21 protein-coding genes are annotated in these 24,456 nt (G+C 38.3%); 11 read left to right on the forward strand and 10 right to left on the reverse strand.

Features of this window, described 5'->3' with window-relative positions; genetic code table 11:
* The first annotated feature begins 8 nt into the window (after nucleotides 1–8).
* The 3 genes from ACM40_RS06950 (at nucleotide 9) to ACM40_RS06960 (ending at nucleotide 3,038) form a co-directional block, all read left to right on the forward strand.
* Nucleotides 9–908 carry a CorA family divalent cation transporter gene (locus ACM40_RS06950; RefSeq protein WP_048502107.1) on the forward strand — a complete coding sequence of 300 codons (900 nt, stop codon included), beginning with the start codon at nucleotides 9–11 and terminating at the stop codon, nucleotides 906–908.
* Between the two features lie 142 nt (nucleotides 909–1,050).
* Nucleotides 1,051–2,637, forward strand: a complete 1,587-nt coding sequence (locus tag ACM40_RS06955) for a patatin-like phospholipase family protein (RefSeq protein WP_048502108.1) — start codon at nucleotides 1,051–1,053, stop codon at nucleotides 2,635–2,637.
* Nucleotides 2,638–2,669: 32 nt separating this feature from the next.
* On the forward strand, nucleotides 2,670–3,038 hold the full coding sequence (locus ACM40_RS06960) for a hypothetical protein (RefSeq protein ID WP_048502109.1): 369 nt from the start codon (nucleotides 2,670–2,672) through the stop codon (nucleotides 3,036–3,038).
* Between the two features lie 10 nt (nucleotides 3,039–3,048).
* Here the strand turns inward: ACM40_RS06960 and ACM40_RS06965 are convergent, their stop codons facing one another.
* Nucleotides 3,049–3,579, reverse strand: a complete 531-nt coding sequence (locus ACM40_RS06965) for an NAD(P)H-dependent oxidoreductase (protein WP_048502110.1) — start codon at nucleotides 3,577–3,579, stop codon at nucleotides 3,049–3,051.
* A gap of 90 nt (nucleotides 3,580–3,669) precedes the next feature.
* On the opposite strand from ACM40_RS06965, the gene ACM40_RS06970 reads away from it, so the two are divergent.
* On the forward strand, nucleotides 3,670–4,062 hold the full coding sequence (locus tag ACM40_RS06970) for a winged helix-turn-helix transcriptional regulator (RefSeq protein WP_048502111.1): 393 nt from the start codon (nucleotides 3,670–3,672) through the stop codon (nucleotides 4,060–4,062).
* A 140-nt stretch (nucleotides 4,063–4,202) separates the two neighbouring features.
* Here ACM40_RS06970 and ACM40_RS06975 read toward each other — a convergent pair whose 3' ends face one another.
* Nucleotides 4,203–4,751: a DNA-3-methyladenine glycosylase I gene (locus ACM40_RS06975; protein ID WP_048502112.1), complete on the reverse strand. Its 549-nt coding sequence runs from the start codon at nucleotides 4,749–4,751 to the stop codon at nucleotides 4,203–4,205.
* A 303-nt stretch (nucleotides 4,752–5,054) separates the two neighbouring features.
* Here ACM40_RS06975 and ACM40_RS06980 point away from each other — a divergent pair, with 303 nt between their 5' ends.
* Complete coding sequence (locus ACM40_RS06980; protein ID WP_048502113.1) at nucleotides 5,055–5,432, forward strand: hypothetical protein; 378 nt, start codon at nucleotides 5,055–5,057, stop codon at nucleotides 5,430–5,432.
* 51 nt (nucleotides 5,433–5,483) lie between these two features.
* Nucleotides 5,484–6,506: a TQO small subunit DoxD gene (locus tag ACM40_RS06985; protein ID WP_048502114.1), complete on the forward strand. Its 1,023-nt coding sequence runs from the start codon at nucleotides 5,484–5,486 to the stop codon at nucleotides 6,504–6,506.
* Between the two features lie 226 nt (nucleotides 6,507–6,732).
* Here ACM40_RS06985 and ACM40_RS06990 read toward each other — a convergent pair whose 3' ends face one another.
* The 5 genes from ACM40_RS06990 to ACM40_RS07010 form a co-directional block, all read right to left on the reverse strand.
* Nucleotides 6,733–8,307, reverse strand: a complete 1,575-nt coding sequence (locus ACM40_RS06990) for a DHA2 family efflux MFS transporter permease subunit (RefSeq protein WP_048502115.1) — start codon at nucleotides 8,305–8,307, stop codon at nucleotides 6,733–6,735.
* 182 nt (nucleotides 8,308–8,489) lie between these two features.
* Complete coding sequence (locus tag ACM40_RS06995; protein ID WP_048502116.1) at nucleotides 8,490–9,599, reverse strand: HlyD family secretion protein; 1,110 nt, start codon at nucleotides 9,597–9,599, stop codon at nucleotides 8,490–8,492.
* A gap of 16 nt (nucleotides 9,600–9,615) precedes the next feature.
* Nucleotides 9,616–10,929 carry a TolC family protein gene (locus tag ACM40_RS07000; protein WP_048502117.1) on the reverse strand — a complete coding sequence of 438 codons (1,314 nt, stop codon included), beginning with the start codon at nucleotides 10,927–10,929 and terminating at the stop codon, nucleotides 9,616–9,618.
* Nucleotides 10,913–11,539, reverse strand: a complete 627-nt coding sequence (locus ACM40_RS07005) for a TetR/AcrR family transcriptional regulator (protein ID WP_048502118.1) — start codon at nucleotides 11,537–11,539, stop codon at nucleotides 10,913–10,915. Before ACM40_RS07005 ends, ACM40_RS07000 begins: the two co-directional genes overlap by 17 nt.
* A 260-nt stretch (nucleotides 11,540–11,799) precedes the next feature.
* The gene (locus ACM40_RS07010) at nucleotides 11,800–12,918 is read right to left on the reverse strand and encodes an ATP-binding protein (protein WP_048502119.1); all 1,119 of its coding nucleotides are present in this window, start codon (nucleotides 12,916–12,918) and stop codon (nucleotides 11,800–11,802) included.
* Nucleotides 12,919–13,164: 246 nt separating this feature from the next.
* Between ACM40_RS07010 and ACM40_RS07015 the strand changes: the two genes are divergently transcribed.
* From ACM40_RS07015 to ACM40_RS07025, 3 genes are read left to right on the forward strand one after another with little or no spacing between them, the layout of a single operon-like run.
* Complete coding sequence (locus ACM40_RS07015; protein WP_048502120.1) at nucleotides 13,165–14,490, forward strand: membrane protein; 1,326 nt, start codon at nucleotides 13,165–13,167, stop codon at nucleotides 14,488–14,490.
* Nucleotide 14,491: 1 nt separating this feature from the next.
* Nucleotides 14,492–15,088 (forward strand): LPS export ABC transporter periplasmic protein LptC, encoded by a 597-nt coding sequence (gene lptC, locus ACM40_RS07020; RefSeq protein WP_048502121.1) that lies wholly within the window; start codon nucleotides 14,492–14,494, stop codon nucleotides 15,086–15,088.
* Nucleotide 15,089: 1 nt separating this feature from the next.
* Nucleotides 15,090–16,133 (forward strand): anhydro-N-acetylmuramic acid kinase, encoded by a 1,044-nt coding sequence (locus ACM40_RS07025; protein ID WP_048502855.1) that lies wholly within the window; start codon nucleotides 15,090–15,092, stop codon nucleotides 16,131–16,133.
* Nucleotides 16,134–16,160: 27 nt separating this feature from the next.
* On the opposite strand, the gene ACM40_RS07030 is transcribed toward ACM40_RS07025, so the two are convergent.
* Nucleotides 16,161–16,550, reverse strand: coding sequence for a hypothetical protein (locus ACM40_RS07030; RefSeq protein WP_040998816.1), 390 nt, complete (start codon nucleotides 16,548–16,550; stop codon nucleotides 16,161–16,163).
* Nucleotides 16,551–16,586: 36 nt separating this feature from the next.
* On the opposite strand from ACM40_RS07030, the gene ACM40_RS07035 reads away from it, so the two are divergent.
* Entirely contained in the window at nucleotides 16,587–17,192 is a 606-nt protein-coding gene (locus ACM40_RS07035; protein WP_048502122.1) for an NUDIX hydrolase, read from the forward strand.
* Nucleotides 17,193–17,355: 163 nt separating this feature from the next.
* Here ACM40_RS07035 and ACM40_RS07040 read toward each other — a convergent pair whose 3' ends face one another.
* Together ACM40_RS07040 and gldJ are read right to left on the reverse strand one after the other, a co-directional pair.
* Nucleotides 17,356–18,627, reverse strand: a complete 1,272-nt coding sequence (locus ACM40_RS07040) for a UDP-N-acetylmuramoyl-tripeptide--D-alanyl-D-alanine ligase (protein WP_048502856.1) — start codon at nucleotides 18,625–18,627, stop codon at nucleotides 17,356–17,358.
* A 154-nt stretch (nucleotides 18,628–18,781) separates the two neighbouring features.
* Nucleotides 18,782–20,383: a gliding motility lipoprotein GldJ gene (gene gldJ / locus ACM40_RS07045; protein ID WP_048502123.1), complete on the reverse strand. Its 1,602-nt coding sequence runs from the start codon at nucleotides 20,381–20,383 to the stop codon at nucleotides 18,782–18,784.
* A gap of 164 nt (nucleotides 20,384–20,547) precedes the next feature.
* On the opposite strand from gldJ, the gene porU reads away from it, so the two are divergent.
* Nucleotides 20,548–24,447: a type IX secretion system sortase PorU gene (porU, locus tag ACM40_RS07050; RefSeq protein WP_048502124.1), complete on the forward strand. Its 3,900-nt coding sequence runs from the start codon at nucleotides 20,548–20,550 to the stop codon at nucleotides 24,445–24,447.
* Nucleotides 24,448–24,456: the final 9 nt, after the last annotated feature.

Consider the following 24,456-nt stretch of genomic DNA (forward strand, 5'->3'; position numbering starts at 1 on the left):
TTTATTGTATGCCAATTGACACGATATACAGAGACTCCCAATGTGAATGGGTAGATGTAGAGGCTCCCACAGCGGAAGACTTGAAATTTCTTCACGAAAGATATGAAATCAACAATCTTCTTCTGGAAGATACGATGGATCCGAACCACCTTCCGAAATATGAAGAGGATGGAAATATTAAATTCTATCTCCTTCGTGAAAGTACAGAACTGGAGCGGAAAAATCTCAATACAATAAGCGACATCAGTACAAAAATCGGGATTTTCCTGGTGGATAATACGATTATCACTATTCACAGGATGAAGACCAGAAGCATTACAGAGACCAAGAAGCAGATCTCTTCGATGCAGGCAGATATCCCGCCTTCAAAAATAGCTTTGGTTATTGCTCTCCTGATTATGAAGAGCTTTGATGATGAATCTATCAGTCTTATGGAAACCATGGATAACATTGAAAATGAGATCTTTCTTAAAAACACCAACCATACCAACCAGATCAGAAGACTGTACAAGCTGAAAAGAAAATCCGGACTGAATTCAAGGGTACTGACCATTTCCACGGATGCTGTAGATAAATTTAAATTACTCAACCTCCCGGATTCTGAAATCGTCGATCTAAAAGACAAACATAAAGATGTAGTGGCGGATTTTGACCATCTGAATATTCAGATCACCAACCTTATTTCGATGTTCCTGGCGCTTTCGGACCAAAAGGCTAACCAGGTGATGAAAGTACTTGCCATTTATTCGGTTTATTTCTTACCAATCACTTTTATTGCCGGTGTTTACGGGATGAATTTCGACAATATGCCGGAACTTCACCACAAATACGGTTATTTTATAACTTTAGGCATTATGGCTTTGGTTGTGATCTGCACATTTATTTATGCCAGACGTAAGCAGTGGTAATTTCCGGACGACATTAACCGGAAGCAGGTGGTGATATTGTTGATAACAAAGTTTTTAAATATTTTATACAGATCTAATAATAAAAAAGTAAAATTTTGAATCCTGGCATTTAATCCAAAAAACAGCTAAACACCAAACCACCATGAAAACTGAAAATTTAGATAAAATCCTTAAGGAAGATGTACTTTCCGGAGAGTCTAAAGAAAAACTGTCTGCATTGCATGAAAATATCTCTTCCAAAGAATTCTCCGATCTGCTGGATGCCCAGGGAAACCAGTATGTGGAGTTTGTTCAGGAAGGAGGCGGTGTCTGGGGAAGCGCATTGGTAGGTTATCTTTACGGGCTGGAAATATTTGGAATCCGATTTCTGAAAGTGGCGGGAACCAGTGCCGGAGCCATTAACACGATGCTTATTGCTGCCTGTAAAACCAAGGAAGAAGCTAAAAGTGAAATCATCAAAGATATTCTCTTTAGCTGGAATTTCGCCGATTTCATGGATGGGAGAAATTATGTAAAAACCACCATTCATGCGATTCTTAACAATAAGAATTTCTTTAAGATCAATGCCATCATTCTGGCTGTTATCATGATCATCCTGGTGATTATTCCTTTTGCTGCCCGGCCTGAAACAACACTCAAGGCAAAACTGCTGTTCCTGGTTCCTTTAATTCCTGTAATAATCACTTTTTTCTGCATTAAAAAATTCTATAATGATTTCAGAAAGCAGAACAGCGGATTCAATCCTGGAAATACATTTCTGCATACGATGGAAAATGTTCTGGACAGTTTCGGAATCAAAACAGTGGCTGACCTTAATGAAAAGTTTATCCAGAAAGAATATGATTTGAACCTGAATTACCGCTACGGAAACAATCAGGAATATTATACCATTGCCCTGAAAAGCATTGAGGCAATCAAGGATAAAAATATTGAGCATATTGATCAGACAAGCTACAGAATATTCTATGAAAGTGCTGTGGGCAACGATTATTATAAAAACAATCCTTTTTACCAGCTCCGTTCGGAATATGTTGTCATTACCACCGATATCAATGCCAAGATCAAGGTAGAGCTTCCTACCATGGCCAATTTATACTGGTCGGAAGAGGAACTCAAGCACATCAGTCCTGCTGAATTTGTCAGAGCATCCATGTCTGTTCCGTTCTTTTTTGAACCATTTCAGAAGAGAATCAATAAAGATGATGATTCTGTGAAATATGCCTGGAAATTCTGGATGAATACGAAACCGGAAAACATCTACCCTGCCGGGCTTTTCATTGATGGCGGAAGTATTTCCAATTTTCCGATTGATATTTTCCATGCAACCGATGTATTTTATCCCAGGATGCCGCTTTTCGGGGTACAGCTTACAAGTGATTCGGATCTTCTTTCAGAAAAAGGGAAAACCAGTGAAGAAATTCTCAAAACCCCTTTTTCATATGCCGGAAACATCATCAGTACTTTAAAAGGTTTTAATGATAAATCATTCCTGACCAAACACAGTTTCTACCGTCTTTACAGTATCCAGAACGTCAACTGTGGAACAAGCAGCTGGCTGAATTTTTTCATGAAAAGAGAAGAAAAGGAAGATCTTTTCAACAGGGGTTTTCAGGCTGCACTGGATTTCCTGAATCAGTTTGACTGGGAAAAATATAAGTATGAAAGAATGATGCTTTCGATGAAGGAGAAAAAAATATTGAAGGAGGAGGATACGAAAACGGTGGGGTAAGGAATTTTTAAGTATTTTTATAAAAAATACCAATGCAAAACCCAAATAAAATTAATCTGGAAAACTTAATTGGTGAGTTTACAGTTGTTTTTAAAAAAGAATTTGAACAATACATCACAGTAGAAGTAAATGAAATTAAAAACATGGATAAAAATCACTTAATATCATTTGGCAATGATTTTTCTGCTTCATTAAATATTAAACAAAATTCAATAATTGCCGATTTTCTAAAGACCCGCAATTTAGAAGATCATTATGTTGGTAATTTTTGGGGAGGCTTTGCAACAACCTTAGTTGGAATTTTAATTGCTTTTACCACTGTTGAAAAACAAGAGATACAGGAAAAATTAATAGAAGCTATTAATGATCATAACGATAAGAAAAGTTCACCTAAGCCTTGATTATTGTATCTTACAATACTTCCAAAAATTCAAGATACATCGGCACACTTCTTTCCACCCATTCTTCTGAAGGATCGTTTTCGATTCCGTAGTACACAAAAGGTTCCTCATAATCTGCCCTGATATAATCGAAAGTCAGCTCGTAAGGCCGGAAAAGCTCATTCATGGTATATTTATATTTTCCGGAATCGCTGTAACCTTCTTCATCAATTCCCGCTGTAACGGCCAGCGTCATTTTCTTATTACCTGCTTTGAAACCGCTTTTACTTCCGTAAGCCCAACCGTAAAGAAGCACCTCATCAAACCATTTTTTCAGAAGTGACGGACTGCTGAACCAGTAAAACGGAAACTGGAAAACAATTTTGTCATAAGATTCTATCAGCTGCTGCTCTTTGGCTACATCAATTTTTTCGTCCGGATAGACATCATATAATGAATGAACGGTATATTTTTCAGGATATTTTTTCAGTTCTTCCATCCATCTTTTGTTGATCACCGATTTTTCCATTGCCGGGTGAATAACTATAATTAATGTTTTCATTTGTTTAAATTTCTCCAGCAAAAATAATATACGTAACTTACATTTCTACCATTGATACCCAATTGTATGGTACTATAAAAAATGTAAGTAATGACTAAAATAAAGGAAACATCCACCAATTTTGCCAATAAAAAAGCCCTGGCCGACGAATGCCCTGAAATCTATGCTTCCAATACGATTGGCGGACAGTGGGCGTTGGCAATCTGCTGCTATCTTATCAATGGAAAATTAAGATTTGGAGAACTTAGAAAAAAGTTAAACAATATTACAGAACGGATGCTCACCCTGCAGCTCCGCAGGCTGGAAGAAGACAGGATCATCACCAGAACAGTTTACGCAGAAGTCCCGCCCCGCGTGGAATATGAACTGACAGAAATAGGCTATAAATTGAAACCTATTATCCTAGAGTTTGAAAAATGGGGCAAAGAACATAAGGAAATTATGAAAAATATAAATTCTGTTTCTAAGCCACACAAACTATAAATTCAGATTTTGGCTAAAGCCGGATTTCATTTGTTTTTTATTGAACGGATTCAAGTCCGTTGCTATTGATGTAACTAAACTTTAGATAAATCGTAAACTGGTGTATAAAAAACACTATAACTCTCTAACTCCTAAACTCTTTACTTCATCCAAAGTGGCTTCTGATCCGACACATGTTTGTAAACAGGGCAGCTTTCGGTGTGTGCACCCTTTAGATATCCTGTGCTCATTAAAAACTCGTTAACGATCTCCCCGCCGGTAAATTTGAATGTTTTTTTGAAGAGTTTCATCCATTCCTGAAGCGTTTTCGGATGGTGGTGTTCCAGCCATTTTTCAAATGATCCGAATTCTTCCTGCAAAGCCACAATGGTTTTAGCATTTTCAATAGCAGCATTCACTTTCAGGCGGTTCCGGATAATTCCGGGATCATTCAGCAGTCTTTCACGGTCTTCTTCCGTATAAGCAGCAATAGCCTGAATATCAAAATTGCTGTATGCCTTTCTGAAGCTTTCTTCTTTCTTTAATACCGTTTCCCAGCTCAATCCTGCCTGATTGATCTCCAGGATCAGTCTTCCGAAAAGCTCATTGTCATCATGGATTGGAAATCCGTAATGGTGATCGTGGTAATTTTTATGAAGTTCCCTCCTGCTTTCAGGCTTCATTCCTTCTATTGCTGAACAATAACTCATTTGAATAAATTTTCTCTCTTGGTTTAAAATTTCTCTAAATCTTCTTTAATATCAATCCCTGTAAGGTCTTGCCTGATCTCCAAAACGATTTACAATTTCGTCAAAATAATTTTGACCCCTTTTTTGTAATTAATACTAAAGAATTCAAGGTAAAGATACATCAGGATTGTGACAACTGTTTGTCAGTAGCCATCCATACAAATTAATGAAATCAGTGGGAAATAAAATTTATTCGTAGATCAGCAGGAGGAATTTCTGTAATTCATAAGGTTTTCCTATAAAATAAAGTGTAGTTTTGTAAAAATGCCCATATCAGGAATCCATATAAGAAACTACAAAGCACTCATCATGGTGTTTGTATTGGCATTTTCATTATCACCCTGTTCCTTAAAAAGGGATTTCTTCAGTATTTTCGATATTCAGCACATCAATGGTTTAAATAAAGTAAAAATCACCAACAGTGCTGCATCCTGTACTTTCTCCGGTGAAACCTCATCTTCGAGAATAGTCCTTTCAAAAACTGATGTAAAGTTTAAAAACAATGGTTTTCTTTTCCATTCTGATGCATCTTTCGGCTTCGGAGAGGAAAAAATCAGGTTCCAAAAATATTCCGGACATGCTTCCGGAAACAGCCCTCCAAAGTATATTTTGTTTAAAAGATTGAAATTAGATCTGGTTTAAATTTTAACCGGTTTAATTTTATATACAATCTTTTAATATCAAATAATTTCAATGAAACATACTTCAGACAGCCGGTCTTATGACCTGGCCGGGTTATATACATTATCATTCCGTCTCGTGATCGGATGGACTTACTTTTCAGCTTTCTGGCGCAGACTTGTTCTCGAAAACAAACTTATTCCTGAGGAAGCAGGATATATAGGTGAAAAATTCAATCATTTCCTGCCCAATGCTTTAGGCATAAAACCTCTTATCGAATACTTAGTCACCCATCCTGATATCCTTCAAACTTCAATGATGGCCTTTACAATCGTAGAAGCGGTGGTAGGATTATTCATCATTTTAGGGTTATTGACAAGGTTAATGAGTATAGGAATTTTCGGTCTTGCCCTGGGAATTCTCCTCGGTTCAGGCTGGATCGGAACGACCTGCCTTGATGAATGGCAGATAGGTGTTTTAGGAATCGCGGGAGGATTTGTTTTATTCCTTACCGGAAGTGGTCCTTTTTCTTTAGATTATCATCTCATTAAGAACAATAAAAATTTTGTCCGTAAAAAGTGGTTTGTATGGTTAGCATCAGGCGTCCTTCCTTTGTCAAAACCTAAAACCCTTGTATTCGCGGGCTCGGTCCTCATTTTCGGACTTACACTTTATACCAACCAGTACTTTCATGGAGGAGTTTGGGGAACACTTCACAATAAATCTGTAAGACCTAAGATTGAAATTTCCAATATTTCTCTTAATGACTCAGATTTAAAATTTGAAGTATACAGGACTGAAGGTGCAGATGTATACGGTTCTTTTCTGATCGGTATCCATATTCTGGATCAAAACGGGAATATTTTAAAAGAGCTTAACCACAGAGAACTTTCGGAGTTCCCGAAAGAAAATATCAACAATCATTATGTATCCAAAGTAAAGCCTGGAAAACACAGCCTGGTTATTCCACTCGGCTCAAAGGCTGATCTTACGGTGAACCTTAATGATATTTTAACGAAAAAACAAAAAATCCATACAATAAAACTGATTGATATCAGTGGGATTGAGTGGACAGCGGAACTTAATCGTTTTTAACCATTAAGTTTTTTAAGTCTTTAAGGATAAGTTAAGGTGCTTCGACTCCGCTCAGCATGACAAGACGAAAAAAAAGCCGGTAAAAAAACAGTTAGTATTAGAAATGTCATGCTGAACGGAGTCGAAGCATATTCCATAACAAATTAATGATTGACATAATTTTCATAATCATTTTCCACAAAAAAGCCTCCGGAATTTCCGGAGGCTTTGTATTATTCAGATCAGTTTAGTGTACACCACTCAAATCTATTTTTTCTTTGCTTTTTCTTTCCTTAATGAAAAGTATGAACGGGATACACACAAGGAAAATAACCCCTAAGTAAAGGAAGACGTCCATGTATGAAAGTACCGTAGCCTGTTTGGTTACTGACAGATCCAACATTTTATAAGCTGCATTCATCGCTGCATCAGGAGTCATTCCTTTTGCGATAAAGCTGGCTTTTAATCCGTTGAGACGCTGCTGAACATCAAAACTGTTTTCATCAAGATGAGAGATTAGGTTGAGCCTGTATTTCTGGCCTGCATTGGCAATAAATGTAGTAATTGCTGCAATCCCGAATGAACCCCCAAGCTGTCTCATCATCCCGGTAAATGCTGCCCCTTGTCCGATTTCCTGACCTTTCAGTGTACTTAATGACAATGAAGTGATCGGGATAAACAAAAGTCCCAGACCGGCTCCCCTTACGATCAGCATCCAGAAAAAGGCATCTTTACTTGTATCCGGAGTAAGGATTTTATATCCCCAGAAGCTGTAGATAAAGAAGATGAACAGTCCCAAAGACACCAGAATCTGCTGTTTTGCCCCTTTTGAAAGCAGTCTTCCGATAATCGGCATCATAAAGGCTGTCGTCAGTGCCGCAGGAATCATCAAAGCTCCCGACTGTAAGGCCGTCCATCCTAAAATACTCTGTGTATACAGCGGTACAATAAATGTAGATCCATACAACCCGAATCCTAAGACGAAAGACATTACCGTTCCGATCCTCAGGTTTCCGTTTTTCAGCACCCGAAGTTCCACGATGGGATATTTGAAGGTAAGCTCTCTCCAGAGGAATAATATAAATCCTAAAATAGCCGATACGGTAAATGTTACGATCATTCCGCTCTCAAACCAGTCTTCTTCGTGGCCTCTTTCCAGAATAAACTGCAAAGATCCTACAGTAACTGCCAGTAAAGCAATTCCTATCCAGTCTACATCCGAAACCTTTCGTTTTTCTGCGTATTTCGGGCTTTTCACAAACTGTAAGGTCATCAGCGTTGCTGCAATTCCGATTGGAATATTGATATAGAAAATATACGGCCAGCTAAAATTATCAACGATATATCCTCCCAGCGGTGGACCTAAGGTTGGACCGATAATTACTCCCAAACCGTAGATAGCTTGAGCCATACTTCTTTTCTCAATAGGATAAGATTCGGTAATGATCGTTTGTGAAGTCACCAGAAGCGCTCCCCCGCCTATTCCCTGCATCAGTCTGAAAAATACGAGCTCCCAGATATTGGTGGCATTTCCGCATAAAAAGGAAAACACAGTAAATATGATAATGGAAGCAGCGAAGTAATTTCTACGTCCGAACTGCTGTGACAGCCAGCTCGTCATCGGCACGATAATTACGTTACCGATTGCATAAGCTGTGATCACCCAGCCTACCTCAGAAAGTGTAGCTCCAAGGTTCCCTTTCATTTCGTTCAGGGCAACGTTCACGATCGTGGAATCCACAATTTCAAGCAGAGCACAAAGGATTGCTGTGATCGTAATGATCACTCTCCGGGCTCCATATTCTACTAATGAATCTTGCATAATATTTTTGTACGAATAGTTTGTATTAATGTAAAATGTAGAATGTATTAATGATCTGAATTTTGGCTAAAGCCACTGAAAATTGTTTTTTTATATAAGCGGATTAAAATCCCCTTGTTGAATATTTAAATTCTTCAATCTTTCAATCAATCATTAATACATTGTACGTGAATACATTCATACTATTTCAATGATACCTCTGCCTTCACGTTCATCCCTGTTCTCAGTCTTTTTGCAATATTTTTGTCAAGATTTACAAAATCGATCTTTACAGGAAGTCTCTGAACTACTTTTACGAAGTTACCACTGGCATTATCCGGAGGCAATATTGAAAATGTAGCTCCTGTTGCAGGTGAGAATGAGCTCACTACCCCATCAAATTCCTGATCAGGGAAAGCATCAATCTCAATTTTCACTTTCTGTCCTTCCACCATTTTATCTACCTGCGTTTCCTTGAAGTTGGCCACAACCCATTTCTGATCGTTTTTAACCAAAGCAAAAAGCTGTGATCCAGCCTGAAGATACTGTCCTGCCTGAGTGGAAACTTTTCCAACATACCCATCTTCAGGAGCAAGAATTACAGTATATGACAAGTTTAATTTAGCATTTTCCACATCTACCTCTCTTTGTTTTGCCACTGAACCCGCAACGCTAATCTGCTGTGAACTTGCTGCAGTCTGAGAAGATGCAATAGTAGTTTGCTGCGCGATCTGGTTTCTCTGGTCAACCAAAACCTGAAGTTGTCTGTCTGCAGACTGCTTAGCGGCCAAAGCCTGCTCGTACTGCTGTTCCGTAATAGAATGGTCTTTTACAAGATTAGCATATCTCTTCAAATCCTGAGAGGTTTTCCATACGTTTACTTTTGCTGCTTCTATCTGTGCGTTGGCTGTTGTCACTGCCGCCTGTGAAGAGCTAATATTCTTTGAAGTTGCAGTTGTTGTTGCTTCTGCATTTGAAATATTGCTTTTAGCTGTTGATAAAGCAGCCTGAGCTTGTTCAAGAGCCATTTTCTGATCTCTGTTATCAAGGATCACCAAAGTATCCCCTTTTTTTACAAACTGATTATCCTTTACTTTTACTTCTGCCACATATCCGGAAATTTTAGAAATTACCGGTGCCATATTGGAAGTAATCTGCGCATCATCGGTTTCTTCATGATATTGTCCATAAGTAAAAGCTCTGTATCCGTAGATCCCTCCACCGATTACTACAGCGGCTAGGATGATAGGGAAAACTAAACTTTTTTTCTTTTTAGGTTCAAGTTCAACTGTTGGTTTATTATTATTTTCCATTTTGGTCTGAGTCTGATTATTTAATTGTTAAAGTTCCTGTTGTCTGTAATAGTTTTCTGTAAGCTAAAGCGGCATCTGCCTTTGCATTGATCACCCCTACATTAGCTGATATCTGGGCAGCGTCTGCATCCAGAAGTTCTGTCATGGTGGCAAGACCGTTGTCGTATTTGTTTTTGGTAATCCTGTAGTTTTCGTTGGCCTGTTCGGCAGCTTTTTCATACACTGCGATTCTCTTTTTAGAGTAATCTGTGTTCTGGTACTCCCTGTTCACGTCAAGCTTAATATTGTCATTCAGCAACTCATCGCTGGCGGCCAGCTGCTTTTCTCTTGCCTGGGATTGTTTCAATGAGGAGTTTTCTTTCCAGATATTAGACAGGTTATAAGAAATTCCAACCCCTACATTTACGGCATTGTATATGGTAAGAAATTTTGGAATGTCTGCTGCCACATAACCTCCTGTAAATGCAATTGAAGGAAGGTTTTCAGCTTTTGCTGATTTTGTTCCCAATTCTGCCGCTTTTCTCTGCTGAGCCAGAGCCTGCAGGTCTTTACGGTTTTCTTTAGCTTCATTGACATAATAATCCACCGCTTTCACTTCAGAACCTTCATCGATATAATTCTGGTCAACTTCAATTTCTGTCGTTTCCGGAATACCTAATAACAGGTCCATATTGATGTTTGCAATATTGTAGTTGTTTTTAGCTTCCAACAATTGCAGTTCGATATTGGAGGTCTGGAGGTTTGCTTTTAAACGGTCGTTTCTTGCGATAACGCCATTGTTTTCAAGCTTAAGAAAAGTTTCATCCCTTTTTTGAGAAGCCGTAAGATTTTCTTCCAAAACTTTGATGGCCTGGTTAGCTTTAAACAAATTGTTATAAGCCTGAGCTACATTGTAAGCAATCGCTATTTTATCATTTTCAGTGCTTAGTTTGGATGCTTCCACCAGATATTTTGCAGACTGGATCCCATATTTGATTCTTCCGCCGCTGTAGATAGGAACGCTAAGATTAGCAGATCCATAAGCAACCTGATGCACTTCCGGACCCCCTGCAGCCGAAACGCCAGGAAGCTTCAGGTCAACATTGGGTTTAAGCGGAAGGTACATATAGCTGCCCGAAACTTTAAGCTCCGGAAGCTGTCTGTTTTTGGCTTCCAAAAGATCTGCCGTTGCTTCTTCAATTTTAGCGGCATCTATCTTAAGGCTTTTACTGTTCTGGATTCCCAGCTGCACGGCTTCATCGAGGGTGAGCTGCTTTTTCTCCTGAGCATTTATGGCTGCCATTCCCATAAACAGGGATAATGCCAACACCGAATTATTTATTCTCTTCATAACCTAAAAGGTCTTTTAGTAAATATTTTATATGTTTATTAAGTTCTGTGTAGTATTTTTCATCAAAAATTTCATCATCCGCAGTATCGTTCAGGAATTCTTTATACATTTCTTTGGCGTTGGATGCATAAAACAAAGTTCCGCTTACGGTGGCATGAAGTAAATAGATGGGAGGGTTTTTGGTGAAGATCCCTTTTTTCAGTCCGCTTTCAAGAACCTGAGAATACATAGAGATAAAGCCCATTTTGGTCTGCTTCAGAAATTCCACAATCTGAGGATTTTCTGTATGAAGCTGCTCTCTCTGCATGATTCTGTAAAAACATTTATGATGTCTCACCCTTCCCAAAAACTGGTCTACAATTTTTTCTATCTTCTCCCATTCATTGATATCTGTTCTTTCCAGAATGTCTTTTGAAAAAAACTGTCCTTCATTCATTCTGTATTCCACCAACTTCTCATACAGCTTTTCCTTTGAACCGAAATAGTAAGAAATCATAGAGATATTTACATTCGCTGCCTTGGAAATCTCCCTGGTGGAAGTCCCTTCGAAACCTTTTTCAGCAAAAAGTTTTTCTGCAGCAAATAATATATTTTCTTCTTTTGAAACCATAGCATCTCTCTTTTTCAGGGCGCAAATTTACACAAGATTTTTAAAAAATCAAACGATTGATTGATTTTTTAATCTTCTTTTAATATTCACTAATGTAAATCACTGATTATTAACCACATTAGAGTTATAAAAATTTAATGAAAACTTAATAAATGAGAATCAATTTCATCGGTGCAGAACCTTAAACGAAAAAATCCGGAACAGATCCGGACTTTTATATTATTAAATATTATAAATTTCAACGAGTGAATTACTCCAAACTACGAATTTTTATGAATATAGCGAGATAGCTTGATGCCAAGATCCGTCCAGACAATTTTCGGGTTTCCGTTCCTTGTCAGGTGAAGGTCTGCCGTGTTGATTTCTTCCAGGATACTTTCAATATTGGCTCCGCTTATGAATTTAGAAAACCCGTCCCAGTTGAAACCTTCTGCGTTGATTTTTTTATAAACCAGATTTTCGGATTGATAATTCTGCAGAAGGGCAAGCCTGAAAATCTCTGAACAGTAATTCAGGAAATTTTTCTGCTTTTCCCTGTTCCATCCGGCAATTTCTCTGGCCCAGAAGATAATGCTTTTTAAAAACTGGGGCTTTTTTTTCACCATGAACGCATCCCTTACCCATTGGATAAAGAGTTTTTCAAATTCGTCGCTTTTATGCCCGGAATTTAAAATTTTCAGAGCTTCATTAAGGTCACCCTGTGCTTCATGAACAATTTCTCTTATTTTTTCCTCAGAAATTTGGAAATTCTTTTTAAAATAGTTTTCCAGGTCTTCATCACTGATTCTCGGAACTTCTACGATCTGTGTCCTGGAAAGAATAGTAGGAAGAATATCGTTCGCTGTTTCGGCTGTAAGGAGAATAAGGGTTTTGGCCGGCGGTTCTTCCAGAAATTTCAGAAATTTATTGGCTGCTGCTATATTCATTTTATCTGCCCGCCAAACGATCAGGATTTTGGTTCCGCCTTCAAAACTTTTCAGGGCAAATTTTTGGTTTTGCTCATCAATTTCATCTGCAGAAATGAACAGCTGCTTATTTTCCGATTCCAGAAAAGCAGTCCAGTCATCATAGCTTGAATAGGGAGAATCCAGGATCATTTCTCTGAAATCCTCAAATTTATTCTTGCTTAAAGAGTTTTTATTATCGGTAAAAACAGGGAAGCTAAAGTGCAAATCCAGGTGATTCAAATGTTCCACCTTGGAAGCGGCATGCTCATTTTCCCGGCTAAAAATTTCTTTGGCATAAGCCAAAACCATAGGAAATGTCCCATAACCTTCTTTTCCTAAAAAAAGCTGGGCGTGGCTTACTCTGTTTTCAGCAATACTCTCACGAAGAAGTTTTTTCAGATTTTCCTGTCCGGCGATGTTCTCCCAATTCATGTCCCAAAGATAAAGATTTTTTGGAACGGATGATTTCTGAAATGTGAATTTTGCTTTACAGGTGAAGTGGTGAGTTCAGTAATATAACTTATAAATAGGTTGTAAAAAATCACGAGCAAAGTATATTCACAACTAACGATTCACCATAATTATGGCTATTCATCCCCCTTAACAAACTTTAACCACATATAATTTTTACAATTCATTAATATTTAAGATATTTGCGCATTGTTTTAAAAATAAAGAATGAAAAAAATCTTTGCGGTATCATTCATATCAGTTGGATACTTCCTAAATGCACAGAGTATAAGTAACTCTCCGTATGCAACTTATGGAATTGGAGATGTAAAATATGATAATACGATTGAAACTGCCTCTATGGGTGGTATATCTACTGCTTATATCAGTGATTTCACGAGCAGCTTCAATTTCGCAAACCCTGCGAATAACTCTAATTTCGAGCTTACAAGCATCAAGCTGGAGGCTACCAACGAAAACAATTACTTCAAAACAGATTACAACAATACGAAGTCTACCAAACATTCTACGTATCTTTCCAATATATCATTAGCTTTTCCTTTGTCTCCAAAAGTGAAGATGGGTCTTTCCTACCAGCCTTACAGCTCCAAGAGCTATGATATTGTAAATACTACTGAAAGATACAGCACTGTAGATGGTGTTCAAACATTAGACGGCTATAATGTAAACCATTTTAAAGGAAGTGGAACTTTAAATACTGCCCAGGCAGCTATTTCTTATAAGATTGACCAGAATTTTGCTGTAGGTTTAAGAGCTAATCTTTACTTTGGAAATCTTTATGACCGTAATGAGCTTACATCTCTAGATAAAGATAAAGTTCTCAACGCTGAATATATCAACGGTTATGAAACTAAAAACAGCATTAAAAACTTTAACTTCACCCTTGGGGGTAGCTACCAGAGTCTGAATACCCGTACAGACAGAAAGCTGACTATTGGTGCTACGGCTACATTTGGGAATACCAGCAACATGACTACAGATTACATCAACAGTACTTATGTATATTCTGATGCTGCACAAACAGTTAAAGCTTTAGAAACCATTATAGACCAAAAAAGCACAAGTTCTAAAAACCTTCTTCCGTTACAGGCATCTCTTGGAGTTGGATACGGAAGTGAGAACCACTGGTTCTTTTCAGGACAGCTTGATTATAAAAAAGGAGAAGATATTTCTTATTTCGGGAAAACTTTTGACTTCCAGGATACATACAGAATTTCTGCCGGAGGTTGGTATTTGCCGAATTACAATAACTTCAGAAGCTATTTCTCAAGGGTAACTTACAGATACGGAGCTTTCTACGAAAGAGGAAGTCTTAAAATAAACGGAACCAGCATTAATAAGTTCGGGATCTCCGGAGGAGTATTGCTTCCGTTCAAAACAAGCAGCATTACAAGGATGAGCGGTCTGGAATTAGGCCTGGAAGTTGGAAAGAGAGGAACACTTAAAAACAACCTGATCAACCAGAATTACATTAACCTTAAAGTAGGATTTAATTTTGCTGACAGATGGTTCAGAAAGGCCCTGTACAACTAAAATGAATTTTTCAGATAAAATATCATATAAAAATATAGCATGCCTTTTTAGTTGTGCTATATTTTTTATATTGACATCCTGTGAAGAGGATCTTACCAAAGCCAATGGCAACAAAAGCAAGAACTTCCCGTCACAGATCATCAATAATGCCAATATTATACAGCGGGATTCCGGTTTTATATCATTAAAAGCCAAAGCTAAGATTATTGAAAAATATGAGCTGATAGACAGCCCTTATATTGTAGCCAGAAAAGGCATCATGATTGAATTTTTTGATAAAAAGAAGCCAAAGGTACCGGGTAAAATTACCGCTAAATATGCCCGCATTTTTGAATATAAAAAATTCTACGAAGCCAAAGGTGATGTAAGAATTACCACAAATGAAGGCCAGAGGTTTGCAATGCAGAGTATTTACTGGGATCAGAAAAAGAACAGGATTTTTACGAAAGATACGGTATATGTCACCATGGAAGACGGATCTACATTGGTGGGCGCCAATGGTATGACGGCAAAGGATGATTTCTCAGAATATACTTTCTTTAATAATTCAGGAGATTTCAGTACAAAAAGACTTGAAGAAAAAAAAACACCGCAGTAATATGAGAGTTCAGGCTATCGGGCTCATGTCCGGAACCAGTCTGGATGGTCTGGATATATGTTTTGCCGCTTTTGAAAAAAACAATGGCTGGAACTTTCAGATCTTGCATGCTGAGACCATTGCCTATCCGGAGGAATGGGAGAAAAAACTCAGAAACTCCATCCATTTATCTTCGGAAGAATTACTGGAGCTTCACTCGGAGTATGGTTTTTATCTTGGGCGAAAAGTCAGGGAATTTATCGACCGTAACCATCTTCAGAATATTGACCTCATCGCCTCTCATGGCCACACAGTTTTTCATCAGCCAAAAAAGAAATTCACTCTGCAGATTGGTGACGGCAGAGCAATCAAATTAGAAGCCGGACTTCCTGTTGTCTATGATTTCAGAAGTCAGGATGTGCTGATGGAAGGAAACGGAGCTCCTTTGGTTCCTATCGGTGACGAACTGCTTTTTTCTGAATATGATGCATGCCTGAACTTGGGAGGTTTCTCCAATATTTCTTTAAAACAGGATAACAAAAGAATAGCTTTTGATATTGCACCCGTTAATATTGTTTTAAACAGGCTTGCTCAGCAATTCAATAAAAATTTTGACGAAAACGGTGATCTGGCAAGGAAAGGCAAACTTAATAATGCGCTTTTAGAAAAACTGAATACTCTGGATTTTTATAGCCAGCCTCATCCTAAATCTTTAGGTATTGAATGGTGTAATGAGTTTATTTTTCCCCTTCTGGAAAATATTCAGGCTGAGGATGCCCTTACTACTTTCACAGAGCATGTTGCGCAGCAGATATCAAGCATTATTCATCAAAACAATTTAAAAAATGTTCTCTGCACCGGCGGAGGAAGCTACAATACCTGTCTTATTGAAAAGATCAGAGAAAAAACGGAATCCATGATCATCATTCCGGAAAAGCAGATCGTTGATCATAAAGAAGCGCTGATCTTTGCCTTTATGGGAGTTTTAAGGATGAATAACGAAATCAATGTCCTTTCTTCCGCAACAGGCAGCACTCAAGATCACTGTTCAGGGGTACTGGCATAAAAAAACCTTCATTTCTGAAGGTTTTGACTATTTGTAGGCTTCGATCTTGTCTGTTAATGTATTGATGAAGTTCTGAAGCGGCTTTTCTACCATCATTTTGATAAAAGGATTGAATTTCCCTTCAAAAAGCATCTGAACCTCAGTTTGATTTTCGCTGACAGGGTTTAAAGTAGCAGTCAGTGAAAAATCCAGGCTTGAACTTGCTGACTTCAAAACTGCTTTCTGCTCATCCACTTCATCTATTTTCAAAGCAATTTCCGGCATTCCTTGAAGTCCGAATTTAAAACCGTTATCTCTCGTTTCAAATTTCTGAAGACCGTCCGGCATAAAATCTTTGTAGTTTTCAGGATATTTCAATATTTCAGCCAGTTCTTTAGATGATTTATTGACAATAATTTTTCGTCCTTCTAAATTCATTTTTTATTTTTGTATTTAAATTCTTAATTCTTACAAATGTATAAAGTTTTTGTGAACGAAAAAAAATTATTAGTGTCTAAGCATCCTGAGAATCTTGAAAAAGAGCTTAGGTACGAAAGTTTCACAACTTTAGAGATTGCATTGGATCTTTTGGAGAACACCTCGGTAAAAGAGCTGAATGTTTTCGGTGAGAATATTGAAGAAATCTGGAACGAGTTCCAAAAGCTTTTCAGGATCATAGAAGCCGCCGGAGGACTTGTCAATAATCCTGAGGGTGATCTGCTTTTCATTAAAAGATTGGGTAAATGGGATCTTCCCAAAGGTAAAATGGAAAAAGGTGAATCCCGCGAAGAATCAGCCGTCAGGGAGATTGAGGAAGAAACCGGATTAAAAGATGTGGAGCTGGTAAAATTCATCAATACCACCTATCATATTTATATTGAAAGAAACGGTGAAAAAATTCTTAAGTGTACGCATTGGTTTGAAATGAACTTTAATGGTGAAGACACTTCAAAACCCCAGATAGAAGAAGGAATTACTGAAGTAGCCTGGAAAAACACCGCACAGATCGAGGATGAAGTTTTCCCAAGCACTTTCCAGAATATTAAACTGATTGTAAAAGAGTTCTGGAGTTCCAAATAAAAACATTTAGTTGGAAACTGGAAGAGAGAGGTTGGAAGCTATAGCAAACTTTTCACCTCTGGCAGTTCCCATAAAAATTGATTATAAAGCTGGAATACAGATGTTTTTACAATCTCAATAACTTCTATCTTCCAGCTTCAGACTTCCCTACTTTCAAAAGCTATTAAATAAATTCGATGGATTTCTCAAGAGCAATTCCGCGTGAACCTTTTAAAAGAATATTTTCAGAGTGAATTTTATTCTCCTGAAGATAGGCTATTAATTCCGCAGTATTTTCAAAAGACAGTGATGAAGGATTAACAGCCTTAAAATATTTTCCAACTGTAATAATTTGGTCGAATGCCAGCTCCCGGGCAAGATTCAGGATGTTCTGGTGTTCTTTTGCACTCTCTTCTCCCAATTCAAGCATATCGCCGATGATGACTGTTTTACGACCCTCAAAAGAGGCAAAATTATGCAGCGAGGCATTCATAGAACTGGGGTTGGCATTGTAGGTATCTAAAACCAATGTAGTGCCTTCTTTTTTTACCACCTGCGAACGCATATTGGTTGGCGTATAATGTTCAACAGCATGCTTTATTTTATCAAAGCTGATTCCGAAGTACAGGCCAAGGCTGGCTGCTGCGCAAAGATTGGTAAAGTTATATTCTCCCGTCAGTTTTGAAACGGCATGTGCTCCCTGATATTCCAGTCCTACAAAATGCTCCTCAGAAAGAAGTCCGAAATGATAATCCGAATGTTCTTTTCCGAAAGTAATTTTTGGGGTATAATTTTCGGTTTTTTCTGTCTGTATAGGGTCATTCTCATTGACAACGATGGTTTTTCCGTGGCTTTTCAGATAATCATAGAGTTCGGATTTCCCTTTGATCACTCCTTCGAACCCACCAAAACCCTCCAGATGAGCTTTTCCAAAGTTGGTAATGTATCCGAAATCCGGCTGTGAAATGGTACATAACAATTCAATTTCCTTCTGATGATTGGCTCCCATTTCTACCACTGCCATTTCGTGCTCCGGCTTTATGGAAAGAATAGTTAACGGAACACCGATATGGTTATTTAAATTTCCTGAAGTATACTGTACATTGAATTTCTCTGAAAGTACCGCATGGATAATTTCCTTGGTCGTTGTCTTCCCGTTACTTCCCGTAAGGCCTATAACAGGAATCTTAAGCTGGTTCCTGTGATGAATAGCCAGCTGCTGAAGAAACTCCAGTGTGGAGGGAACATAGAAAATATTTCTACCTTTATTTTCGAACTCCTGCTTTTCTACGATCACGGACAGAGCGCCATCGTCTGCAGCCTTTTCTGCTAAGGTGGCAGCATTGAAGTTTTCACCGGAAAAGGCAAAGAAAATATCATTCTTGCTAACTTTTCTGCTGTCGATAGTCACTTTATCTGACTGTAAAAATAAAGGATAAAACTGTTCTATATTCATGTGGAAATATATATATTTTTTTAAGAAGTCACATGCAATCGCCAAATCTATACAAGTGTTTTTAGACTTTTTAGCCAAAGCGATTTCATACTTCAAAAATAAAAAAACCTTCCGGAAATCCGGAAGGTTTTTTTTAAGTATTTTTTTGATAATATTATCTTCTAGTTCTGCTCTTATCATTAGCTCTAGCATCCTGTGCAACACGGAAGCCGATCCATCCGTAAGCTCTGTCCTGGTTTTTGTATCTTCTTTGTCCCGGATCCAACCAATATGCTGTATCCTGCCAAGAACCACCTTTTACAACTCTCACATCATTAGATACTGCAGATGTTCTGTCTCTCGTATCTTTCTGAAGTTTTACTCTTCCACCTGCATCTACAATAAATCTTCTCTGAGGAGAATTGTACATATCAAATGAAGAAGCTGAATCTGAAGCTCTGTAATATTCTAAAGAAGACTGTCTGTCACCATCTCTGTAGTTTCTAAGATCAGCAACGGTTTCTCTTTCAAACTGTCCAGGTAAACCTTTGTATACTAATCTTCCATCTGCTAAAGTATCATACTTGATTGAACCTTCGTCAATCATTTTGTAAGTTCCGTCACCGTTTCTTACAATAGCCTGAGGCATATTTCCTCTATAGTAGTTGAAGTCGTTGAAATCTTCATCAATGATTGGTCTGTAAACGTCAGCAGTCCATTCAGAAACGTTTCCGTACATACCATAGATTCCAAGATCATTAGATGGATATTGTCTTACATCTGCTGTTTGTGCAGCTCCGTCGTTTTTCCATCCTGCAATACCTGAATAATCCCCTCTTCCCATTTTGAAGTTTTCAAGGAACATTCCTTTATCTCTTCCTTTGGTTCCTCTTAATCTTTCGATTTCAGGTTTTTTACCTAAGTATTGGTTGTATTCTCTGTTTTTAGCCATACCAAGAGCTGCATATTCCCATTCAACCTCTGTAGGAAGTCTGAACTTCTGAACCATTGAAGCATTTGGAGCTCTGTTTGCAGAAAGAAGTCTCTGGTTGGTAGTTTTCATACCAGATTTTTGCTGCATTCTTTTCTCGTTGATATATCCCTGCATTTCCGGATCGTTCGCTTTGAATTTATCCATGTTGAAAGCAGTTCCGCCCTGATTATTAGATTCGTTGATATACAAATCTTTGGCTATAACTCCGGCCTGCATTAAAGCTTTTTCGTTCGCTCTATCGGTAAGCCATTCACAATATCTGTTCGCCTGAGTCCAGGAAACGCCTACTACCGGGTAGTAATCGAATTCCGGAGAACGAAGATAAGTTTCATTATAATCGTTTCTAGCTAATTTGTTGTCCCATAAAAGAGTATCTGGCAAAGCGCCGTTATAGATCTCCTTAAAGCTAGGGTCACTTGGTGGAAATACGTACTTCAACCATGTCAGGTATTCGCGGTATTCGTAGTTAGTAATTTCTGTTTCTCCGATGAAGAATGAACTTACCTGCATTCTGCGCGGTGTGTTATTCCAATCATGCATAACATCATCTTTCACTAATCCCATTGTAAAAGTTCCACCTTCTACATATACCATTCCTGGCCACCCCTTCTGTTTTTGTTGCTTTCCTGCAAAAAACCAACCTTGTTTTTCGTTTGGTTTCCAACCCGTCTTGCTGACAAATTTTTTAGTACCGCCTCCTTTGCTGGTCCCGGATCCGCCACAGCTGGTTAATGCAAGTGTAGAACTTAATGCTATTAATGAAAACAACTTTAGTTTTTTCATAGTCGATATAAATATTTTCAAAGTACAAAGAAAAAATAAATTATTCAATAAATCAAGTAAACATTTGATTTTTTTGAAAAACGTTAACAAATTAATTTTATTGTATCACAATTTAATTCTAAAATTTTCATTTTATTTGTAATTCAGAAATTTCAATAATAAACATGAAACAAAAAATCACCTTTTTATTACTAATCTCTTTTGTATCAACACTTTGGGCTCAGAGAAAAGCCATAGAATGGGAAGGCTCTAAAATCCAAGATTTTGGTGACACAAAATTAAATCTTCCAAATTTCAAAAATGAAGGTTTTTCGTTCAGCCAAAATAATGTTTTTATCATAACTAAACAAAAAATAGGAGAAAAGCAGCTAAAAGTTTCGGATCTGGCCTGGGAAAGCGTTTCCGGCAAGGAATTGTATGATCTGGACAAAGGCAGACTGCCGGATTATGAAATTGCAGATATTGCTTATTATACATTGGAAGGAGAAAGATATGCCAGCATCAGCGTTGCTTTATTTAAGAATGTAAAAGGACGTGTTCAAAGACTTTCTTCATTTAATATTTCTGAAACATCGGCTCCCGACAATTCCAGAATGGGAACTGCCAACAAGGTAGGAACTACTGCCAATCCTCTTTCGAGCGGTGGCTTTTATAAGATTAAAGTAGACAGATCGGGGATATTTAAAATCACCACCCAGTTTTTAAAAGATAACGGTATCAATCCCGCTTCTGTAAATCCGAAAAATTTCAGAATTTATGGAAACGGCGGTATCATGCTTCCGGAGTACAATCAGGATACAAAATACAGCGCGCTTCAGGAAAATGCCATCCAGGTGGTGGGTGAAGAAGACGGCGTATGGAACGACGGCGACTATGCCTTATTTTATGCTCAGGGACCAAACGGATACAATCTTTATGATACTTCCAACGGGAATGGTTTCAAAAGAATCGACACAAGAACGGACAGAAGCAACAATCTTAAAAATATATATGATGATTTCTCTTATTACTTCATCAATTTTGATAAAGGTCTGGGTAAAAGAGTACAGCCTGTTGATGTAAATCTGCCTGCCGGTAACCTGATCACGAGGTTTGATAATTATCAGGTGATCAACAACGACCAGAAGAATCTTTTAAAAGTAGGCAGAATCTGGGTGGAAGAGGCACCTTTTACAACAGATAAAGCAGTGACCTTCACGACCAACTCACCGATACAGGGTGGAGATGTTATAAAATACAGAACACAGGTGGTAGGTTACAGAGCACAGCAGAATACTGTTGAATTTAAGATCAACAACCAAAATCCGATCACACAGACTGTTCCGGCCAATACTCCCACTTACGGGTTTGATTTTTATCAGCTAAAGTATGACGGAACAATATCCAACCTGAGCGGAAATCAGATTACTATTAATTATGCCCCCAATATTTCTGTAAATCCTAATGGGGTTTTCCATTTTGATTATGCAGAAGTACAGTATAAGGAGAACCTAGCTTTCAATGGTTCACAGCTTAGTTTCAGAGACTTTTCACTTCCCAGCGGAACTAATACCAATTACGGTTTCAGCATTTCCAATGCCGCAAACCTTGAGCAGGTATGGGATGTAACGGACATTACCAATGCCAACAGAAGAGTAAACAAAGCAGGTGCAGGCAGCTTTAATTTCGGCTATTTTACTTCTGATCCGAATTTCAACAATGAGTTTGTAGCGTTCCGTGCTGATGGAGCATATAGTCCGCAGTTTGTTGAAAGAGTGGCCAACCAGAATCTCTCCGGACTTCAGAATGTAGATTACCTGATCATTACTGTTCCTGAAATGATGGGACAAGCACAGAGACTGGCCAGCTACCATCAGACGAAAAATAATTATACGGTAGAAATCGTAGACGCAGCTAAAATTTATAATGAATTCGGAAGCGGAAGCAGGGACCTAACTGCAATAAGAGATTTCGTTACTAAACTTAACAACAATGGAAGACTCAAATATGTATTTATTTTAGGAGATGCTTCTTATGACTATAAAAACAGAATCTCCGGCAATTCCAATATCGTTTCCGGTTACCAGGGTGAGAACTCGGCAGATTTTGTAGGTTCTTTCGTAACGGACGACTATATTGTAATGACACAGCCACAGACGGCATCTACCATTGAAAACAACCTTCCAGATATTCCTGTAGGCAGAATTCCAGCAGCCAATGTAACGGAAGCCGGAAATATGATCAGTAAAACGCTTGCCTATTACAATGCGCTTCCGGGACAGTCCTCCCCTTTCGGAGAATGGCGAATGAAACTCGACTTTGTTGTAGATGATGATAAAGACGGCGGAAGCCCTTTCCATGAAGTAACCAATAATACGTTGGTAAGCATTTTCGAGGCTCCGGGACAGCAGGACCTGAAAGAATATAATGTAAGAAAATTATATCTGGATGCCTTCCCTGCCCAAAGTACAGCAGCTGGACAAAGATTCCCTCAGGTGACCCAGGCGATCTCCAATGATATCGGTAACAGCCTTTATCTTTTCTATTTCGGGCATGGAGGTATTAACGGATGGGCACAGGAAAGAGTATTAACAAGTACTGAGATCCAGAATTCCAATAATTTCTCTAATGTGTACAGCAGATTCCCGTTTGTCTCTACCATTACCTGTGAATTCACATTATGGGATGAGCCGAATACTTCTTCTGCGGGAGAACAGTTCATTAAACTTAAACAGGGAGGAGCTGCTGCTATGATCACTTCAAGCCGTGCGATCGGAGTGGATTACGGACGTAACTTTACAGATCTTTATACCAAGAATATTTTCAAGTTAACCGCTGATGATTTTGAAACTTTAGGATATGCCCATTTAAATGCCAAAAAGCAAAAAGGAGCTACTATTGACCACCTGAAGGTAAATTTCCTTGGGGATCCTGCCATGAAACTGAGCAGACCTCAGAGACAGCTTGTGATAGATAATATTGAGTCTCCGGTTCCGGGATTGATCAGAGGTCTGGATTTTATTAAAATAAAAGGACATATCAACAATCCGAACGGTACGGTGAACACCACTTTCAACGGACGGGTTTCGATCAATATTTTTGATAAGAGATTAAACAAAAAAACTTTGAATAACGACGGGGTATTGGCTCCTGTCATGGATTACACGGAAGAAGGAAGTGCTATTGTTAAAGCTTCCGGAACAGCCGTAAACGGAGTGTTCACTGTTGAGTTTTATGTCCCTAAAGACATCAACTATGCAGTAGGGCAAGGAAGAATACTTGGATATGCAGACAACAGAGTAACAGATGTATTCAATAACCAGCCAGTACAGGTGGGTGATATCAACCCGAACGGAATCAATGATAATGAACCACCTAAAGTAAAGCTATACATGAATAACACCAACTTTGCTGATGGCGGAATTACCAACCAGAATCCGATGCTTTTAGCTTGCGTTACCGATGATACGGGAATTAACTCTACCGGATCCGGTGTAGGCCACGACATTACGGTTTATCTTGACGGCCAGATTATCAATACGGTTGTTTTGAATGATTTCTTTGCTTCAGGTGAAGGAAACGGATGTCTGAACCCAGGTCTTGCAGACTATCAGAAAGGAAATGTAACCTACCCTTTCAGAAACCTTGCGATAGGCCAGCATCAATTAACATTTAAAGTTTGGGATATAAACAATAATTCTACAACTGCTACGTTAAACTTTGAAGTTAAGGATGAGACCGACCAGCATCTTGTAATCAACAGACCGCTGAACTGGCCGAATCCGTTTACCAATAAAACATACATCCAGTTTGAGCACAACTGCGATGATATTTTAGATGTAAATGTTCAGATTTATACAATTACAGGAAAATTGGTAAGAACATTATCTCAGCCGGTAGTTGCAGAACCGTTCCTACAGGGCTTTAGAACGCCACGTCAGGCAATAGAATGGGACGGAAGAGATGATTTTGGGGCAACTGTTGCAAAAGGTACGTATATTTTTAAGATATTTGCAAAAAGTCAAAATCAAGAAAAATGCAAAGGAAGTGCTACAGCTGTAGAAAAAATGGTACTTTTGAAATAAATTAAATAA

It is taken from the genome of Chryseobacterium sp. BLS98, from assembly GCF_001045445.1.
GTDB lineage: Bacteria > Bacteroidota > Bacteroidia > Flavobacteriales > Weeksellaceae > Chryseobacterium.

Coding starts and splice junctions, on each gene's coding strand:
- ACM40_RS06960 (WP_048502109.1), top strand. CDS start 2,670: ATGCAAAACCCAAATAAAATTAATCTGGAAAACTTAATTGGTGAGTTT.
- ACM40_RS07035 (WP_048502122.1), top strand. CDS start 16,587: ATGTATAAAGTTTTTGTGAACGAAAAAAAATTATTAGTGTCTAAGCAT.
- ACM40_RS07030 (WP_040998816.1), bottom strand. CDS start 16,550: ATGAATTTAGAAGGACGAAAAATTATTGTCAATAAATCATCTAAAGAA.
- ACM40_RS06990 (WP_048502115.1), bottom strand. CDS start 8,307: ATGCAAGATTCATTAGTAGAATATGGAGCCCGGAGAGTGATCATTACG.
- gldJ (WP_048502123.1), bottom strand. CDS start 20,383: ATGAAAAAACTAAAGTTGTTTTCATTAATAGCATTAAGTTCTACACTT.
- ACM40_RS06965 (WP_048502110.1), bottom strand. CDS start 3,579: ATGAAAACATTAATTATAGTTATTCACCCGGCAATGGAAAAATCGGTG.
- ACM40_RS07015 (WP_048502120.1), top strand. CDS start 13,165: ATGAAAAAAATCTTTGCGGTATCATTCATATCAGTTGGATACTTCCTA.
- ACM40_RS06995 (WP_048502116.1), bottom strand. CDS start 9,599: ATGGAAAATAATAATAAACCAACAGTTGAACTTGAACCTAAAAAGAAA.
- ACM40_RS06980 (WP_048502113.1), top strand. CDS start 5,055: ATGCCCATATCAGGAATCCATATAAGAAACTACAAAGCACTCATCATG.
- ACM40_RS06985 (WP_048502114.1), top strand. CDS start 5,484: ATGAAACATACTTCAGACAGCCGGTCTTATGACCTGGCCGGGTTATAT.
- ACM40_RS07025 (WP_048502855.1), top strand. CDS start 15,090: ATGAGAGTTCAGGCTATCGGGCTCATGTCCGGAACCAGTCTGGATGGT.
- ACM40_RS07000 (WP_048502117.1), bottom strand. CDS start 10,929: ATGAAGAGAATAAATAATTCGGTGTTGGCATTATCCCTGTTTATGGGA.
- ACM40_RS07040 (WP_048502856.1), bottom strand. CDS start 18,627: ATGAATATAGAACAGTTTTATCCTTTATTTTTACAGTCAGATAAAGTG.
- lptC (WP_048502121.1), top strand. CDS start 14,492: ATGAATTTTTCAGATAAAATATCATATAAAAATATAGCATGCCTTTTT.
- ACM40_RS06975 (WP_048502112.1), bottom strand. CDS start 4,751: ATGAGTTATTGTTCAGCAATAGAAGGAATGAAGCCTGAAAGCAGGAGG.
- ACM40_RS07005 (WP_048502118.1), bottom strand. CDS start 11,539: ATGGTTTCAAAAGAAGAAAATATATTATTTGCTGCAGAAAAACTTTTT.
- ACM40_RS06970 (WP_048502111.1), top strand. CDS start 3,670: ATGACTAAAATAAAGGAAACATCCACCAATTTTGCCAATAAAAAAGCC.
- ACM40_RS07010 (WP_048502119.1), bottom strand. CDS start 12,918: ATGAATTGGGAGAACATCGCCGGACAGGAAAATCTGAAAAAACTTCTT.
- porU (WP_048502124.1), top strand. CDS start 20,548: ATGAAACAAAAAATCACCTTTTTATTACTAATCTCTTTTGTATCAACA.
- ACM40_RS06950 (WP_048502107.1), top strand. CDS start 9: ATGCCAATTGACACGATATACAGAGACTCCCAATGTGAATGGGTAGAT.
- ACM40_RS06955 (WP_048502108.1), top strand. CDS start 1,051: ATGAAAACTGAAAATTTAGATAAAATCCTTAAGGAAGATGTACTTTCC.